Here is a 15,968-nt window from a genome sequence, read left to right on the forward strand (position 1 = left end):
CGTATGAACATATTGTTATAACCGTATCCTGATACGGTCAACTCGTGCCACGAACCGCAGACCACGATCAGCGCCGAGCCCAGATCGCCGACGCCGTGTGCGAACTCATCGCCCGGGACGGCCTGGGAGCGGTCACCGTCGCCCGCACCGCCGCCCGCGCGGGCATCTCCGTCGGCCTGGTCCAGCACTACTTCCCGACCAAGGACGACATGCTGCTGCACGCCTTCGAGCGGGTCGGCGCCACCGTCGCCGAGCGGGTCGCCCGCCTCATCGAGGAGGGCGCCCGGCACGAGCGCTCCATCGCCGACGTCCTCACCGCGGCCCTCGCCGAGAACCTGCCGCTGGACGAGGGCCGCCGCGCCGAGTTCCGCGTCACCCGCACCTTCGCCGGGCGCGCCCTGGACAACCCCCGCCTGGCCGAGGTGGACGCCCGGACCTCCACCGCCCTGCGCGCCGAGATCGCCCGCGCGGTGACCAACGGGTTCGAGTGCGGAGAGGTCGACCCCGTCGCCGACCCCGCCCTGGCCGCCGCCCGCCTGGCCGCCGTCACCGAGGGGCTGGGCGCCGCCCTGTACCGCGCCCCCGAGGAGACCGCGCGGACCACGGAGGCCCTGCGCGCCGAGATCGCCACCGTCTTCACCGGCGAATGCCGCCAGTACGGCCGCTGAGGCGCCTCTCACCCGATTCCAACCCGGGACCGGACCGGCCCTCCCACCGGGGATGACGCTCCCGCTCTCAGGGAACTCCCAGGAAACCCTCGGGAAAGTCCCCGGGGCGTCGTGTTCCGTTCCTCTGGTCGTCACCGAACGAGTCGAGAGGAAGCGGACCGTGCCCACGAACACGACACCATCGGACGTCGGAGATACGGGTGATCGCCTCCGGGCCCCGAACCGGCTGCACGCCTTCAACCGCTACGAGCTCAAGTACCTCGTCCCGCGGTCCCGGCTGGCGGACGTGCGCGCCGAGCTCCGGGGCCGGATGCGCCGCGACCCGTACGCCGGCGAGCACGGGTACGGGGTGTGGAGCCTGTACTACGACACCGAGCGCCTGCGCTTCTACTGGGAGAAGATCGAGGGTCTCCGCTTCCGCCGCAAACTCCGCATCCGCCGCTACGGCGAGCTCGGCCCCGCCCCGGAGGACACCCCGGTCTCGGTCGAGATCAAGCAGCGCGTCAACCGGGTCACCCAGAAGCGCCGGGTCATGCTGCCCTACCATCTGGCCCGCGACCTGTGCGATCGGCGGACGCCCGTCACGCACCCCGGCGCCGACCCCGCCTTCGTCGGCGAGGTCCTGGACCTGATCCACCGCCTGGACCTGCGCCCCGTCGCCATGACCGGGTACCGCCGCGAACCCTACGTCGGTGTCGACGCCGACACGGGCCTGCGCGTCACCCTCGACCACCGGGTGCGCGGCCGCGACCGCGACTTCGACCTGCGCGCCGAGACCGACAACCGGCACATCATCCGGCCCGACCTGGCCGTACTGGAGGTCAAGGTCGACGAGCGCGCCCCCTCGTGGGTGACCGACATGGCCGCCCGCCTGGACCTCCAGGTGCAGCGCATCTCCAAGTACTGCCAGAGCGTCGAGGCGTGCGGCCGGGCCCCGCGCTCCGTCTTCCACCTGCCCGACGGCGACCCCGTCGACGAGGCCCGCCCCATGACCGACCACCACCTCACACCCGAGCGGATCCGATGAACCTCGATTTCTCCCTGACCGACCTGTCCGGCACTTTCAGCGTCATGGACGTCGCCCTGTCCCTGTCCCTGGCGTTCGCCATGAGCCTGGTCGTGGCCTGGACCTACCGGGCCACCCACCGCAACATCTCCTACAGCCAGAGCTACGTCCACACCCTCATCGTGCTGGGCATGCTCATCGCCCTCATCATGCTGGTGGTGGGCTCCAACATCGCGCGGGCCTTCGCACTCGTGGGCGCCCTGTCCGTGGTGCGCTTCCGCAACGCGATCAAGGAGACCCGCGACGTCGGCTTCATCTTCCTCGTCATGGGGATCGGCATGGCCTGCGGCACCCGCTTCTACCTGCTGGCCGTCCTCGCGACCGTGCTCATCTGCGCCGTCATGCTGATGATGCACCGGTTCGACTGGTTCTCGCTGAACGTCCAGCGCCAGGTCGTCAAGGTGCAGGTGCCCGCCGACGGCACCGACCACGGCCCGTTCGTCGACGACGTCCTCATCCGGTTCACCGACGAGTACGAACTGATCGGCACCGAGAGCGTGCGCGGCGGCTCCCTGCTGGAGTTCGTCTACACCGCCAGGCTGAAGAAGGGCGCCTCGCCCGGCGACGTCGTCTCGGCCCTGCGATCGGTCAACTCCGGGCAGAAGGCCACCGTCCTGACCGGCTACGACCAGACCGACCTGTGATCACCATGGACGACACTCACGACGGCACCGCACCGGAGCCCCGCCGGCGGCTCCGCCACCGACTGCCCGTCCGGCTCCGCCACCACGGATGGAAGGCGGGGGTCTTCGGGGCCGGCCTGCTCGCCCTGGTACTGCTCCTGGGGCCGACCCGGATCATGCCCTACGTCACCTCCGCGCTCGTCCCCGACGACGAGATCACGCAGGACGTGGAGGGTGCGGTGGACCTCTTCGCCGACGGGTCCCACACCATCGAGGTGACCTTCGACGAGCAGGAGTACGCCGAGATGGTGGACACCTTCCAGGAGGAGGGGGAGAAGGAGTACATCCAGGCCGACATCGTCATCGACGGCACCGAGATCGACGATGTGGGCCTGCGACTCAAGGGCAACTCCACCCTCATGAGCCTGCGCGGCGACACCGGCGCCCCCGGCGGGGGGACCGCGCCGACCGGGACCGCGTCGGCGGAGGGCGCGGCGACGGACGGGGACGCCCGGGACGGGGCCCGGGCGGGCGGGCCGAGCGGGGTCTCCCTGTCGGAGGAGGAGCCCGAGAACCTGCCCTGGCTCATCTCCTTCGACGAGTACGTCGAAGGCCGCGCCTACCAGGGGCGCACCGAACTCGCCCTGCGCCCGGCCGCCTCCGGATCCGACACCGCCCTCAACGAGGCCCTGGCCCTGGAGCTGACGGCGGCCGCCGGCCAGGCGACCCAGGACCACACGCTCACCTCGTTCGCGGTCAACGGCGGCGAGGGCGCCGTGCGCCTGCTGCTGGAGTCGCCCGACGCGGCCTGGGCGCGGCGGCTCGGCGACGGGGTGCTGTACAAGGGTCGGGCCGACGGGTCCTTCGACTATCTGGGAGAGGACCCCACCGAGTACGAGGAGGCGTTCAAGCAGATCAACGCCGAGGGGGCCTACGACCTGACACCCGTCATGGGGCTGCTGCGGTTCGTCGAGGAGGCCGACGACGCCGAGTTCGCCGAGGAACTGGGCGAGCACCTGGACGTGGATTCCTTCGCCCGCTACCTGGCCCTCCAGGACCTCATCTCCAACGGTGACGCCATGGACGGCCCCGGCAACAACTTCTACCTCTGGTACGACATCACCGAGGACCGGTTCACGGTCCTGTCGTGGGACCTCAACCTGGCCTTCGGTGGCATGGGGGGCACGGGCGGCCCCACGGGCGGCGCGGACCGGGACACGGAGACCGAGGACACCGGGGCGCCCGGGAGCGGGGAACCGCCCCAGGGCATGGAGATGCCAGAGGGCATGGAGCCTCCCCAGGGGATGGAGCCTCCTGAGGGAATGGAGATGCCGGAGGGCGGCGGCCCCGGCGGAGGGGGCGGTCGCGGCAGCGGGGCGCTCAAGGAGCGCTTCCTGGCGAACGCGGACTTCGCGGCCCTCTACGAGGCCGCCCACGCCGACCTCTACACCGAACTGGTGGAGAGCGGTACCGCCGACGACCTCCTGGCCTCCGTCACCGCACGGGCCGAGACAGCCGGCGACACCGCCGCCGCCGAGGTCGGCGCGACCCTGGCCGAGCGCATCACCGCGATCACCGCCGAACCGGGCGGATCCGCCGCCCCCACCGGGGGCGCGGCGCCCGGAGGACAGGGCACGGCGGACGACGCCGGTCCGACACCGGACGACACCGCCCGGGGGACCGACGGCTCCGCGGGCTCGTGACCGGCCCCGGCGCCGACGGCGACCGTCCCCGCCGTCGGCGCCGGACCGTACCCCGACCCGTCTCACCCCAGGGGCAACAGCACCGTGAACACCGTGCCGTGCCCCGGCCCGGAATCGGCCGTCACCATCCCCCGGTGCGCGCCCACCAGCGCGGAGACGATCGCCAGACCCAGCCCCGCGCCCGAGCCGCGCGGCCCGTCCGCCCGGTAGAACCGGTCGAACACGAACGGCAGATCCGCCTCCGCGATCCCCGGCCCCTCGTCCGCGACCGTGATGATCGCGACCTCGCCCACGTCCGGCGGCAGCGCGCCCGTCCGCGCCGGGGCGCCGACCTCGGGCACCGGTCCCCGTTCCACCCGGACCCGGACCGGCGTCCCCTCGGGGGTGTGCGCGATCGCGTTGCCCACCAGGTTCTCCACCACCTGCCGCAACCGGCCCGGATCGCCCACGATCCGCACCGGCACGGGCGCCGTCACCTCCACCCCGGCCCGTGGCGACCGCGCCCGCGCGGCCGCCACCACCTCCGCCGCGATCGCCCCCAGTTCCACGTCGGCCTGTTCGAGGGCGGGCTCCTCGTCGAACCGGGACAGCACCAGGAGATCCTCGACCAGCGCTCCCATCCGCTCGGCCTCGCCCTCGATCCGCGCCACCCAGTCGTCCCCGCGTTCGTCCCCGGCGATCACCCCCCGCCCCCGCCCCTGGCGGTACAGCTCGGCGAACCCCCGGATCGAGGACAGCGGCGTGCGCAGCTCGTGCGAGGCGTCGGCGACGAACCTGCGTGTCGTGGCCGCCGACCGGTCGCGTTCGGCCAAGGCCCGGGCCAGCTCGCCCACCATCGTGTTCAGTGCCGCGCCCACCCGGTCCACCTCCGTCGCCGCCCCGTGGTGGGGCACCCGCCGGTCCAGGTCGCCGGCGGCGATGGCCCGGGCGGTCGCCTCCATCTCCCGCAACGGCCGCAACCTGCGGTGCGCGAGCACGGCCGCGCCGAGGCCCAGCGACACGAGGACGACCACGCCCACCGAGACCTCGATGAACACCAGGGTGCGCACGGTGACGTCGACGCCGCCGAGTGACTGCGCCACCACCCCGACGCTCCCGTCCTCCCGGGGGGTGGCCAACACCCGCCAGTCGTCCCCGCCCTCGGTGTCCGGCAGGGTGAACGGGGCGCCCGCGCGTTCCCGCAGACCCTCGGCGCCCACCCCGGACACGTCGGGCAGCCCCTCGTCACCGACGCTCTGTCCGCTGCTCTCCGTGATCTCCCCCGACGCGGACACCGACAACGACCGCAGCTCGGTCGGCAGCGGCGGCGGCCGGTGCCCGGCGCCTCCGGGCGGAACGGCCCCACCGGAGGGCCCGCCCGCCTCGGCGGCGGCCAACCCGCCCAACCGGCGGTCGACCTCGTGGACCAAGGCGTGCCGCAACAGCAGCACCCCGGCCGCACCCGACACCACCAACCCCAGGGTCACCAGGAGCAGCACCGCCAGGGTGAGCCCGCCGCGCAGCGACCTCGACCGCCTCACCGTCCCTCCCCACGGGGCGGGCGCAGCCCGTAGCCGACGCCCCGGACCGTGCGGATCAACGGTGCCCGGCCCCGGTCGATCTTGCGCCGCAGATAGCTGATGTAGGTCTCCACGACCCGCACGTCGTCGCTCTCCCCGCCCCACACCCGGTCCAGGATCTGCGTCTTGGTCAGCACCCGACCCGCGTTGGCCAACAGGTAGCGCAGCAGCGCGAACTCGGTGGGGGACAGGTCGACGGGGACTCCGCCGCGACGCACCTCGTGGGCGTCCTCGTCCAGCTCCAGGTCCCCGAACCGCAGCGGTTCCCCGGGTGACTCGGTCCCGGACCTGCGCAGCACGGCCCGCAGCCGCAGTACGACCTCCTCCAGGCTGAACGGCTTGGTGACGTAGTCGTCGGCGCCGGCCCGCAACCCGGCGATCCGGTCCGCGACCGTGTCGCGCGCGGTGAGGAACAGCACCGGCAGGGCCGGTGCCCGTGCCCGCAGATCGTCGACCAGCTCCAGACCGCTGCGTCCGGGCAGGGTCACGTCCAGCAGGGCGATGTCGGGGGCGAACCCCGTCACGGCCGCCACCGCGCCCTCCGCGTTCGCCGCGCCCCGGGTGGTGAACCCGCTCAGCTCCAGCGACGCCGTGAGCAACTCCAGGATGTTGGGTTCGTCCTCGACGATGAGGACCCGGGGCCCCTCGGCCCCGGTGGGTGGGTGCGTCATCGTCCGCTCCTGCCTCGATCGTGCCGTGCGGCAGGGTACGCCTCCCGGGTGAGAGGCCGGTGAGAACGCGCCGACGGGCTCTGACACTCTGGGAGCAGGCGCGAAAGGTCGGCCGACGAGAAGGAGAACGATGACGGTGCTGGACGACATCCCGGTGACATTGATCGACGGACGCGAGACGACGTTCGGGGAGTGGGCGGGCCGGGTCCGCCTGGTGGTGAACGTGGCCTCCCGCTGCGGGCTCACCCCCCAGTACGGGCAGTTGGAGGAGTTGCAGAAGACCTACGGCGAGCGCGGGTTCACCGTCCTGGGCTTCCCCAGCAACCAGTTCCTCCAGGAGTTCGGCGACGACGACAAGATCGCCGAGTACTGCTCGATGACCTGGGGCGTGACCTTCCCGATGATGAGCAAGACCAAGGTCAACGGCAAGGGCCGCCACCCCCTCTACGAAGAGCTCACCCGTACCCCCGACGCCGAGGGCAAGGCGGGCAAGGTCAAGTGGAACTTCGAGAAGTTCCTGATCCTGCCCGACGGCGAGGTCCACCGTTTCCGCCCCACGACGCCGCCCTCCGACCCGGCGATCGTCGACCTCGTCGAGAAGCACCTGGCCTAGGAGCGGTACCGGGCGTCCTCCCGCACCCGGTCCTCCGGGTGCGGGAGGACCGGGTGGCCGGCGGTGTCCCCGACCTCGTCAGGGAGCCGCACGCTCGTCCCCGGCGGTCCCATGGGTGGGACCCGCCCCGCGAGGGGCCACCGCCCACGGCTCAGCCCTCGCGCAGGACGCGGACGAGACGGGTGACGCGTTCGGGGGCGGTGGTCTCGCGCACGCCCGTCTCCAACGCGCCGTCGGTGGCGTCCACCAGGGACACGTGACGGACCGCCCGGGTCAGCACCGTGTACACCTGGGGCCGGGAGACCGGCACCCCGGGAGGGAACACCCCCACCACGGCCGGCCACCGGCCGCCGTGGGCGGCGGCCACGGTGAGCGCCCAGCCCGGGCGCAGCGCCGCCGGGTCGGTGACGGTGACCTTCGCGCCGCCGGTCAGCTCCACCTCGACCCCGCCCTCGACCGGGCCGCGCAGCACACCGGTGTCACCCGGACCGAACCCCGGCCCTTCGGCGACCAGCAGCACCGCGTCCCCGGGGTCGAACCCGCCCAGGGCGCCCGGCCCCGGGTTCAGCCGCTCCTTGCAGGCGACGTTGAGCGCGCGGGCCCCGGCCGGCCCGTCCTCGCGGGCCGCGACCACGCGCACCTCCTCGGCCGGGACGCCCAACGCCCGGGGGATGGAGTCGGTCACCAACTGCACGACCCGGTGGGCGGCCTCCTCCGCCGACGCGGCCGGGACCCGCACCACCTCGCGGCCGGGCGCGTCCACGTGGGGGACCTCCCCCTCGGACACCGCCAGCGCCAGCGCGGCGATGGGCCCCGGGGCGGCGTCCTCCTCGGGGGAGGCGATCTCGGCGGTGTGCGCGGTACGGGAGCGGACGATGTCCTCCGCGACCCGGCCGGGGGTGGCGGACGGGGCCTGACGGGGGTCGGCGAGCAGTACCAGGTGCGCGCCGTCGGAGCACAGCGAGGCGAGTGCCGCCGCGCGGGTCACGCCCACCGCCATCGACTCGCACAGCACGACCAGGCCCGAGGTCAGGGGCCCCTCCCGCACGGCGCCGGCGAGGGAGAGCACGCGCGTCCCGGGGTCCCCCTGACCGACCTCGGCCAGGTCGGCCGCCACGGCGGCGGCAGCCTGCGCGGTGGGCGCCACCACCGTGATCCCCACCTGGCTCTCGTCGGCGATCGCGGCCAGGCACGCCAGGGCGCGCGCCGTCTCGGCGGTGTCGCCGGGCCCGTGCCACAGGACCGTCACCGGGCGCAGGGCGACGGTGACCAGCGCCGCCCGGGTGTGCTCCGACACGGTGAAACCGCCCTTGCCGCAGGCGGCGTCGACGGTCTCGGCCGCAGTGGCCGAGTCCATGATCGGGTCGTTGGCGGAGATCAACCGCACCAGCTGTTCTCCCAGCCGCTGCTCCGCGTGGCCGAGGTCCGTGAGCGCGTAGAACCGGTCGGGGTCGGGCAGGTCCGGCACCCCGCCCTCGGCGAAGTCGAAGTCGTCGTCGGAGTCGTCGGTGCTCTCGAACACCGCCACGGCGCCTCCGGCCACCGCGGCCTCCAAGGCCTGCGCCGGGGCGTTCACCCCCAGCCGCCCCACCAGTGAGGCCAGCCGTTTCTCCTCCACGGCGGTGTGCCCGCGCGCGGCGGCGGTGCGCAGCGCGTGCTCGGTCAGCGCGGCCGTCCGGCGCGGGTCGTCGGGGTGGGCCCGCTCACCCAGGGCCCGACGGGCGCAGAAATCGGTCTGTTCGACGGTCACCTGCGGCAACCGCAGCAGCAGCCACGGGTCGGCGGTGAGGTCGGTGGCGGCGGTCGGGCCCAAGGCGGCCAGCAACCGCGGGGCCAGGGCGCGCGGCGCGCCCATTCCGTCCAGGACGGTACTGACCTGTTCGACTGCCTCGGACACCTCGGCCGGTCCCCCTCGTTCGCGCGTGCGTCGTTCCCCGGCAGCCTATCGAGAGGTGACGACGTCCGGTGGCGGACCGTGGACGAGGTCCGCCAGGGGCGGGCACGGCGGCGCGGGGCCGACCACCGCGCACGGCGGCGCACCGGTTCCGGCACGGCCCGTCGGATGGCGTCGGCGGCATGCCGGGCGGAGGCGCGGAACAGGGCTCGGCCGGCGCCGCCCGGGCGGGCTCCCCGGACCCGGAGCACCCGACGGGCACGGGGTGGCCGGCGGGCCCGTCCCCGTCGCCCCGGGCCCCGCTCGGCCGCCGGGTCAGCGACCGCCCCCGGACGTCGCGTCGTCCAGGGCGTCCCGGATCTCCGAGGGCAGCTCCACGCCCTCCACGCCCAGGACCTCCTCCAACTGTGCCAGGGTGCGCGGCCCCACCACGGCAGCCGCCACCCCCTCCTGGTCGCGCGCCCAGCTCAGCGCCACCGCCAGCGGAGACACGCCCAGGCCCTCCGCGGCGGTGCACACCGACTCCACGACCCGCCGGCTGCGATCGTCCAGGTACGGCTCCACGTACGACGCCATGTGCGGGAAGGCCGCGCGCGAGTTCGCCGGTGTGCCGGTGCGGTACTTGGCGCTGAGGACCCCCCGGCCCAACGGCGCCCACGCGATCAGGTGCGCCTCCGCGGCGGCCGCGGCCGGCAGCAGATCCCGGTCCGGACCCCGGTTGAGCAGTGAGTACTCCGCGCCCACACTCACCAGCGGCACCCGCCCCGGCCTGGCCCGCTGCCAGGTCGCCAACGTCGCGAACTGCCACGCGTCCAGGTTGCCGGTCCCCACGTAGCGGGCCTTGCCGACGGTCACCGCGGCCTCCATCGCCGCCAGGGTCTCCTCCGGCGGCGTCACCGGATCGAACACGTGCAGTTGCCACAGGTCCACGTAGTCGGTCTGCAACCTGCGCAGCGACGCGTCCAGGGAGGCCAGCAGGTGCCGGCGCGAGGCGTCCACCGGTCGGTAGCCCTCGGGGGTGTGCCCGCTCTTGGTGGCCACCACCATGTCCTCGCGGCGCACCGAGGAGCGCAGCAGCCGCCCCAGGATCCGCTCGCTCTGCCCGCCGGTGTAGATGTCCGCGGTGTCCACGAGCGTGCCGCCCGCGTCCGCGAACGCGGTGAGCTGTTGCCCGGCCTCCTCCTCGGAGGTGTCCTTGCCCCAGGTCATCGTACCGAGGGCGGTGCGGGACACCCAGAGTCCCGATCTGCCCACCTGTCGCTGTTCCATGCGGCGGAGAGTACCGTGTTCATGCGAAGTCGTCCCGACGTACATTCTCACGGCGTATCCTCGTCGAAGCCCTGACCGGGGACGTTCACCACGCCGTCAGTGCGGCCCGGACCGGTTCCATCCGGCCGGGACGCGATCCCCGAGGCCCCCGCCCCCGGTCCTCAGAGGGAGATCCCCAGCGGTGCTCCGGCGCCCCCTCCGCGCCGGACCTTCACGAAAGCCCGAAACCGAGTGTCCATCTTCGAGGCGGTCGTCCTCGGCCTCATCCAGGGACTCACCGAGTTCCTGCCCGTGTCCTCCAGTGCCCACCTGCGCGTGTTCGCGGCCTTCTTCCAGTGGCCCGATCCCGGCGCGGCCTTCACCGCCGTCAGCCAGATCGGCACCGAACTCGCGGTGGTGGTCTACTTCCGGAAGAGGATCTGGGCGGTCACCTCCACCTGGTCGCGCTCCCTGGTCGACCGCGACCTGCGCGGTGACGTCAACGCCCGCATGGGCTGGTACATCATCCTGGCCACCATCCCCATCGGCGTCCTGGGCCTGCTCCTGGAAGACCAGATCGACAGCACCTTCCGGGACCTGCGCCTCATCGCGCTGACCCTCATCGTCTTCGGCCTCATCCTGGGCGCCGTGGACCACTTCGCCCGCCGCGAGCGGGAACTGGAGGACCTCACCCTGGGGCGCGGCATCGCGTTCGGCCTGTTCCAGACGCTGGCCCTGATCCCGGGCGTCTCCCGGTCGGGGGCCACCATCACCGGTGGCCGGCTGCTGGGCTTCACCCGCCCGGCCGCCGCCGAGTTCGCGTTCCTCATCGCCCTGCCCGCGGTGTTCGCCTCCGGCCTGTACAAGATGCTCGACATCGGCGGCGGAGAGTACGCCGGCTGGGGCGCCACCATCGTCGGCACCATCGTGGCGTTCGTCGTCGGCTACGTCGTCATCGCCTGGTTGATGAGGTTCATCTCCACGCACAGCTTCATGCCGTTCGTGTACTACCGCATCGCGCTCGGCGTCCTGATCCTCGTGCTCGTCTTCTCCGGCGTCCTGGACCCGCAGGGCGGCGCCGGGGTCGGCTGACCCCTCGCCCCGTCACGGGCCGGCCCCTCCCGGGGGCCGGCCCGTGCGCGTTCCGGCCGCCGCGCGGGAAAGGACGTGGGCGGTGCGGGCGACACCGTTCTAGGCTGGGGCCATGGCGACACCACCATCCCAGGACACCCTTCCGCAGGCGGTCACCCTCATCCTCGTCCGACACGGGATGACCGACGCCACCGGGCCCCGGCTGGCCGGCCGCGCCCCGGGGGTCCACCTCAACGACACCGGTCGCGCCCAGGCCGCACACCTGGCCCGTCGGCTGTCCGGGGTGCGTCCCGCCGCCCTGCTCTCCAGCCCCCTGGAACGCTGCCGGGAGACCGCCGAGGCCGTCGCCGAGGTCCTCGGCGTCCCCATCACCACCGACGACCGGCTCATCGAGTGCGACTACGGCTCATGGACCGGCCGGGCCCTGACCGACCTGGCCCACGAGCCCCTGTGGCGGGTCGTGCAGGATCATCCGGCCGCCGTCCGCTTCCCCGGCGGCGAGGCCCTGGCCGCCGCCTCCGCGCGCGCCGTCGAGGCCGTCCGCGACTGGAACTCCCGGTTGCTGTTGACTCCCGCCGACGCGCCCCCGGTGTACGTGGTGTGCAGCCACGGCGACATCATCAAGGCCATCGTCGCCGACGCCCTGGGCCTGCACCTGGACCTGTTCCAACGGCTGCGGGTGGACCCCTGCTCGGTCACCTCCATCACCTACACGCGCACCCGCCCCTTCCTCAACGTCCTCAACGACACGGGGAGGGGACCCGGCCCCGTCCTGCCCACCTCCGCCGAGGCCGCCGGGGACGCGGCGGTGGGCGGTGGAGCCGGGGCCGAACACAGCGTCACCGACATCCCTTAAGGTTCTAGGCATGCCCGTCTTTCAGTTCAATCCGCCGGAGCGGTTCATCACCGGGACCGTGGGCCAGCCGGGAGAGCGCACCTTCTTCCTCCAAGCGGTGGGGGAGGGCCGCATCACCAGCGTCGTCCTTGAGAAGGCACAGGTCGAGGCGCTGGCGACCCGAATCGAGGAGCTACTGGAAGAGGTGCACCGACGCTTCGGCGCGCCCCCTGGCGATACGACCGTCCCCGAGGACGACGGCCCCCTCGAACAGCCCATCGAGCAGGACTTCCGCGTCGGCACCCTGGCCCTGGCCTGGGACGCCGAGGCCGCCCGCGTCATCGTGGAGGCCCAGGAGATCGACGAGGGCGCCGGCGAGGACCTCGTCGACGACGACGACGAACTCGAAGTGTTCACCGAGGAGGGGCCGCCGCACCGCGACGTCCTGCGCGTCTACCTCACACCCGGGGAGGCCCGGGCCTTCGCCGGCCGGGCCCTGAAGGTGGTCGCCGCCGGTCGGCCCGACTGTCCGCTGTGCGGTCGCCCCCTGGACCCGGCCGGGCACATCTGCGTGCGCCAGAACGGCTACCGCCCCGACCGTCTGGTCTGATCCGGCCTTGACGCACGACGACACCGCCATCGAGGGGCCCTTCGAGGGGCTGACCCCCGCCGAGGGGCTCGACCTGCTGCGCACCGGTGGGATCACCGTCGAGGGGCGGCTCACCGCCGCCTCCAACGCCACCCTGTACTGCACCGTTTCCGACGGATCCCGTTCGGCGGCCTGCGTGTACAAACCCGTGGCGGGGGAGCGGCCCCTGTGGGACTTCCCCGACGGCACCCTGGCCGGCCGGGAGGTCGCCGCCCACGCCGTCTCCGAGGCGCTGGGCTGGGCCGTCGTCCCGCCCACCGTCCACCGCGACGGCCCCTTCGGCGAGGGCATGGCCCAGCTGTGGGTACACGGCGACACCACCGTGGACCTGGTCGCCCTGTCCCGGGAGACCGACAACGCGGCCCTGCGCCGCATGGCCGTCTTCGACGCGGTCATCAACAACTCCGACCGCAAGATCGGCCACCTGCTGCCCACCCCGCAGGGGCATCTGTACGGCTGCGATCACGGGGTGTCCTTCGCCGAGGACTACAAACTGCGCACGGTGCTGTGGCAGTGGCAGGGGTCGCCGCTGCCCGACGACGCGATGGTCGGGCTGGAGAGGCTGCGCGACCTGCTGGCCGACCCCGACAGCACGGTCGCCCGTGAGCTGGACCGCCACCTCACCGGCCCGGAGGTCTACGCGGTGCACGCCCGGGTCGACCTGCTCATCGGGCACCGCATCCACCCCTACCCCGCCCCGGACTGGCCGGCGGTGCCCTGGCCGCCCGTGTGACCCCGCCGGCCCGGTCGGGCCACCGGCCGAGTCGCGCACGCGGCCCGGGAGCGTCTCGCCACACCGCCGACCGCGGAGGGTCCGCAGGTCCCCCGGGTGTGAGGAGTATCGACTACCCGGGAGTAGGAATGGCGTGTTCCGCGTCGTTACGGGCACAATGGGGCACGTGAGCAACGAATGGAACTACCTTTTCGACATGGACGGCGTTCTCGTCCGTGAGGAGCACCTCATCCCGGGCGCCGATGAGCTCATCTCCGAGCTGCGCGAGCACGGCACCCCGTTCATGGTGTTGACCAACAACTCCATCTACACCCCGCGCGACCTACGGGCCCGGTTGCTCAACACGGGACTGGACATCCCCGAGGAGTCCATCTGGACCTCGGCCCTGGCGACCGCCCAGTTCCTCCAGACCCAGCGCCCCAACGGGTCGGCCTACGTGGTGGGCGAGTCCGGTCTGACCACCGCGCTGCACAACGTCGGCTACGTCATGACCGAGAGGAACCCCGACTACGTGGTGCTGGGGGAGACCCGGACCTACAGCTTCGAGGCCATCACCCGGGCGATCCGCCTGGTCCGCGCCGGAGCCCGGTTCATCGCCACCAACCCGGACGAGACCGGCCCCAGCGCGGAGGGCCCGCTGCCCGCCACCGGCGCGGTGGCGGCGCTCATCGAGAAGGCGACCGGTCGGCGCCCCTACTTCGTGGGCAAGCCCAACCCGCTCATGATGCGCTCGGCCCTGCGCCGGATCGGCGCCCACTCGGAGAACACGCTGATGGTCGGCGACCGGATGGACACCGACGTGCTCAGCGGCCTGGAGGCCGGCCTGCAAACGGTCCTGGTGCTGTCGGGCATCTCCGATCGGGACACCGCCGAGCAGTTCCCCTACCGCCCCACGCGGGTCATCGAGTCGGTCAAGGAACTGGTGGGCTCCACCCACGACCCGTTCGGCCCCTTGCAGTAGGGTCCCGGAGACGACGAAGGGGCGGTGGACACGGATCGTGTCCACCGCCCCCCCGATGTGCGCGGTGTCAGGCGCTCTGCCGCTGCTTGGCGATCTCCTCCACCTTCGCCGCCTCCTCGCGGCGGCGGGCGCGGAGCACTTCCAGACGCTCGGCGAGGACCTCTTCCAGGTCCTCCATGCTCCGGCGCTCCAGCAGCATGTCCCAGTGGGTGCGCGTCGGCTTGGCGGTCTTGGGCTCCTCGCCGGAGCCGTCGCGGCGCAGGGCCCGGTCGCCGCAGAAGCGGCACTCCCACTCCACGGGGATCTCGGCCTCGGTCGCGAAGGTGACCGAGAAGCGGTGACCCCGGGTGCAGTCGTAGGTGACCTCCTGCCGCGGAGCCAGGTCGGTGTTGCGGTCGTTCTCGTAGCTCGTCGCCCCGAGTCGGGTGCCGCGCAGTGCTCGCTCGGCCATCGTGTGGGTGCCTCCCAGGCGCTTGTGCGGTCTCGCGGGGTGTAACACGCGCGTATACGCCAAGATTCCCCTGCGTCCGTGCTCGAACCACGGGACGAATCCCCGCGGGCCCAACGGATCGCCGTGGAGTCGACCGACGCGATGCCGTGCGTGTGACCTGTGGCACTCCTTCCCTCTCTCCTCCGTATGCACACCCCGCGGCCGGTACGGAGTGCGGAAAAACCTTCCGGTGACGTTCCGTATCCGATCGATGGAGACTGATCCCTTTTCGTGTACATGATCGCTTTGCATGCCTTTCGTTATCGATATCAAAAAACGTGAAGAAGGTGGTCTCATGTCCGATATAAGTTCGCTGTGCTTCTCCTGGGACTCCCTGGGAAGGGCGTTGGGAAAATCGCGGAACGCCAGGTCGAGAAGGCGGATATCACCTTCGGTGTCATCTGGCGCGATCGGGATCCGGCGGTGGGGCCGCCCGCCGTCCGCACGGGCGATCTCGCCAAGGCCCGCGAACTCCTGGACATCGACGACCCCCTCGGGAGGATCCGCGCCTACACGTGCTCTCCGACGCGCGCATCCCCCACCCGTCCGCCCCGGAGGATCGTCACGGCGACGGCGGCCCCCTCCTTCTCCCGCCGGGCGGGACCACCCGGGTCAAGGCCTCCCGGGGGTCCGCGTCGGGAGCCGGGCCTCCGGGGTGGGAGGGGCCGCTTCCGTCGCTTCTTCGAACTCCTCGAACCGACGGTCCGGCCCCTGACGCGCGCGGCCGAACCCGCTCCCGTGGACCTCGCCCCTGGAACGACCTCCAGCGGTACGGCCCGGGCGCGCGGGCCCGTCGAGAGGAGCCCGGCCGCGCCCGGCCGGAGCCGTGCGCCCGGGACTCCGGGCATCACCGCGGACGCCGCTCCCGGCTCCAGGTCCTGCGCGAGAAGTGGCAGGGCTCCCACGAGGAGATGTTCGCCTTCGCCCGGGAGAACGCCTCCCCGGCCGGCCCCGGCGACGCGTGCCCGGGGTCGCCGCCCGCGTCCTGGCCCATGCCGGACGCGTGATCCCCGAGACCCCGCTCCGAGGGCACGTCGCCGCCCGACCGGTGTCCGACCACCGTGACGCCCCGAAGAAGCGCGGCCCGCCCGATGGCCCCTCCTCCTGACCGTCCACCGGCGCTCCCACCGGCCACCGCCGCCGGTCGGACGCCGCCCGGCCGT

General features: G+C 72.8%; 15 protein-coding genes. 10 read left to right on the top strand and 5 right to left on the bottom strand.

The annotated features are described in order from the left end of the window. Positions 1-44 precede the first annotated feature (44 nt). The 4 genes from PWG71_RS17830 (at position 45) to PWG71_RS17845 (ending at position 4,060) form a co-directional block, all read left to right on the top strand. The gene (locus PWG71_RS17830; RefSeq protein WP_274810916.1) at positions 45-668 is read left to right on the top strand and encodes a TetR/AcrR family transcriptional regulator; all 624 of its coding nucleotides are present in this window, start codon (positions 45-47) and stop codon (positions 666-668) included. A 160-nt stretch (positions 669-828) separates the two neighbouring features. Beyond that, positions 829-1,695, top strand: coding sequence for a polyphosphate polymerase domain-containing protein (locus PWG71_RS17835; protein WP_274810917.1), 867 nt, complete (start codon positions 829-831; stop codon positions 1,693-1,695). Further along, entirely contained in the window at positions 1,692-2,378 is a 687-nt protein-coding gene (locus tag PWG71_RS17840) for a DUF4956 domain-containing protein (RefSeq protein ID WP_274810918.1), read from the top strand. The genes PWG71_RS17835 and PWG71_RS17840 overlap by 4 nt, the downstream gene beginning before the upstream one ends. Positions 2,379-2,383: 5 nt before the next feature. Then, complete coding sequence (locus PWG71_RS17845; protein ID WP_274810919.1) at positions 2,384-4,060, top strand: CotH kinase family protein; 1,677 nt, start codon at positions 2,384-2,386, stop codon at positions 4,058-4,060. A gap of 62 nt (positions 4,061-4,122) precedes the next feature. On the opposite strand, the gene PWG71_RS17850 is transcribed toward PWG71_RS17845, so the two are convergent. Both PWG71_RS17850 and PWG71_RS17855 read right to left on the bottom strand, forming a co-directional pair. Next, positions 4,123-5,580 (bottom strand): sensor histidine kinase, encoded by a 1,458-nt coding sequence (locus PWG71_RS17850; RefSeq protein ID WP_274810920.1) that lies wholly within the window; start codon positions 5,578-5,580, stop codon positions 4,123-4,125. After that, positions 5,577-6,290 carry a response regulator transcription factor gene (locus PWG71_RS17855; protein WP_274810922.1) on the bottom strand — a complete coding sequence of 238 codons (714 nt, stop codon included), beginning with the start codon at positions 6,288-6,290 and terminating at the stop codon, positions 5,577-5,579. Before PWG71_RS17855 ends, PWG71_RS17850 begins: the two co-directional genes overlap by 4 nt. Positions 6,291-6,420: 130 nt before the next feature. On the opposite strand from PWG71_RS17855, the gene PWG71_RS17860 reads away from it, so the two are divergent. Further along, entirely contained in the window at positions 6,421-6,903 is a 483-nt protein-coding gene (locus tag PWG71_RS17860) for a glutathione peroxidase (protein WP_274810923.1), read from the top strand. A 151-nt stretch (positions 6,904-7,054) separates the two neighbouring features. Here the strand turns inward: PWG71_RS17860 and PWG71_RS17865 are convergent, their stop codons facing one another. Both PWG71_RS17865 and PWG71_RS17870 read right to left on the bottom strand, forming a co-directional pair. Next, on the bottom strand, positions 7,055-8,800 hold the full coding sequence (locus PWG71_RS17865; RefSeq protein ID WP_274810924.1) for a helix-hairpin-helix domain-containing protein: 1,746 nt from the start codon (positions 8,798-8,800) through the stop codon (positions 7,055-7,057). A gap of 312 nt (positions 8,801-9,112) precedes the next feature. Further along, the gene (locus PWG71_RS17870) at positions 9,113-10,066 is read right to left on the bottom strand and encodes an aldo/keto reductase (protein WP_274810925.1); all 954 of its coding nucleotides are present in this window, start codon (positions 10,064-10,066) and stop codon (positions 9,113-9,115) included. A gap of 231 nt (positions 10,067-10,297) precedes the next feature. Between PWG71_RS17870 and PWG71_RS17875 the strand changes: the two genes are divergently transcribed. From PWG71_RS17875 to PWG71_RS17895, 5 genes are all read left to right on the top strand, one after another. Beyond that, positions 10,298-11,137 (top strand): undecaprenyl-diphosphate phosphatase, encoded by an 840-nt coding sequence (locus tag PWG71_RS17875; protein ID WP_274810926.1) that lies wholly within the window; start codon positions 10,298-10,300, stop codon positions 11,135-11,137. A 112-nt stretch (positions 11,138-11,249) separates the two neighbouring features. Then, a complete protein-coding gene (locus tag PWG71_RS17880; RefSeq protein ID WP_274810928.1) occupies positions 11,250-11,993 on the top strand; it encodes an MSMEG_4193 family putative phosphomutase in 744 nt (247 codons plus the stop codon). Positions 11,994-12,003: 10 nt separating this feature from the next. Continuing rightward, positions 12,004-12,582: a DUF3090 domain-containing protein gene (locus tag PWG71_RS17885; RefSeq protein ID WP_274810929.1), complete on the top strand. Its 579-nt coding sequence runs from the start codon at positions 12,004-12,006 to the stop codon at positions 12,580-12,582. Between the two features lie 7 nt (positions 12,583-12,589). Then, positions 12,590-13,354, top strand: coding sequence for an SCO1664 family protein (locus tag PWG71_RS17890; RefSeq protein WP_274810930.1), 765 nt, complete (start codon positions 12,590-12,592; stop codon positions 13,352-13,354). A gap of 157 nt (positions 13,355-13,511) precedes the next feature. Next, positions 13,512-14,315 (top strand): HAD-IIA family hydrolase, encoded by an 804-nt coding sequence (locus PWG71_RS17895; protein ID WP_274811054.1) that lies wholly within the window; start codon positions 13,512-13,514, stop codon positions 14,313-14,315. Between the two features lie 67 nt (positions 14,316-14,382). Here the strand turns inward: PWG71_RS17895 and PWG71_RS17900 are convergent, their stop codons facing one another. Further along, positions 14,383-14,766, bottom strand: a complete 384-nt coding sequence (locus tag PWG71_RS17900) for an RNA polymerase-binding protein RbpA (protein ID WP_274810931.1) — start codon at positions 14,764-14,766, stop codon at positions 14,383-14,385. Positions 14,767-15,968 lie beyond the last annotated feature (1,202 nt).

The sequence above is a fragment of the Nocardiopsis sp. N85 genome (genome assembly GCF_028882275.1).
GTDB lineage: Bacteria > Actinomycetota > Actinomycetes > Streptosporangiales > Streptosporangiaceae > Nocardiopsis > Nocardiopsis lambiniae.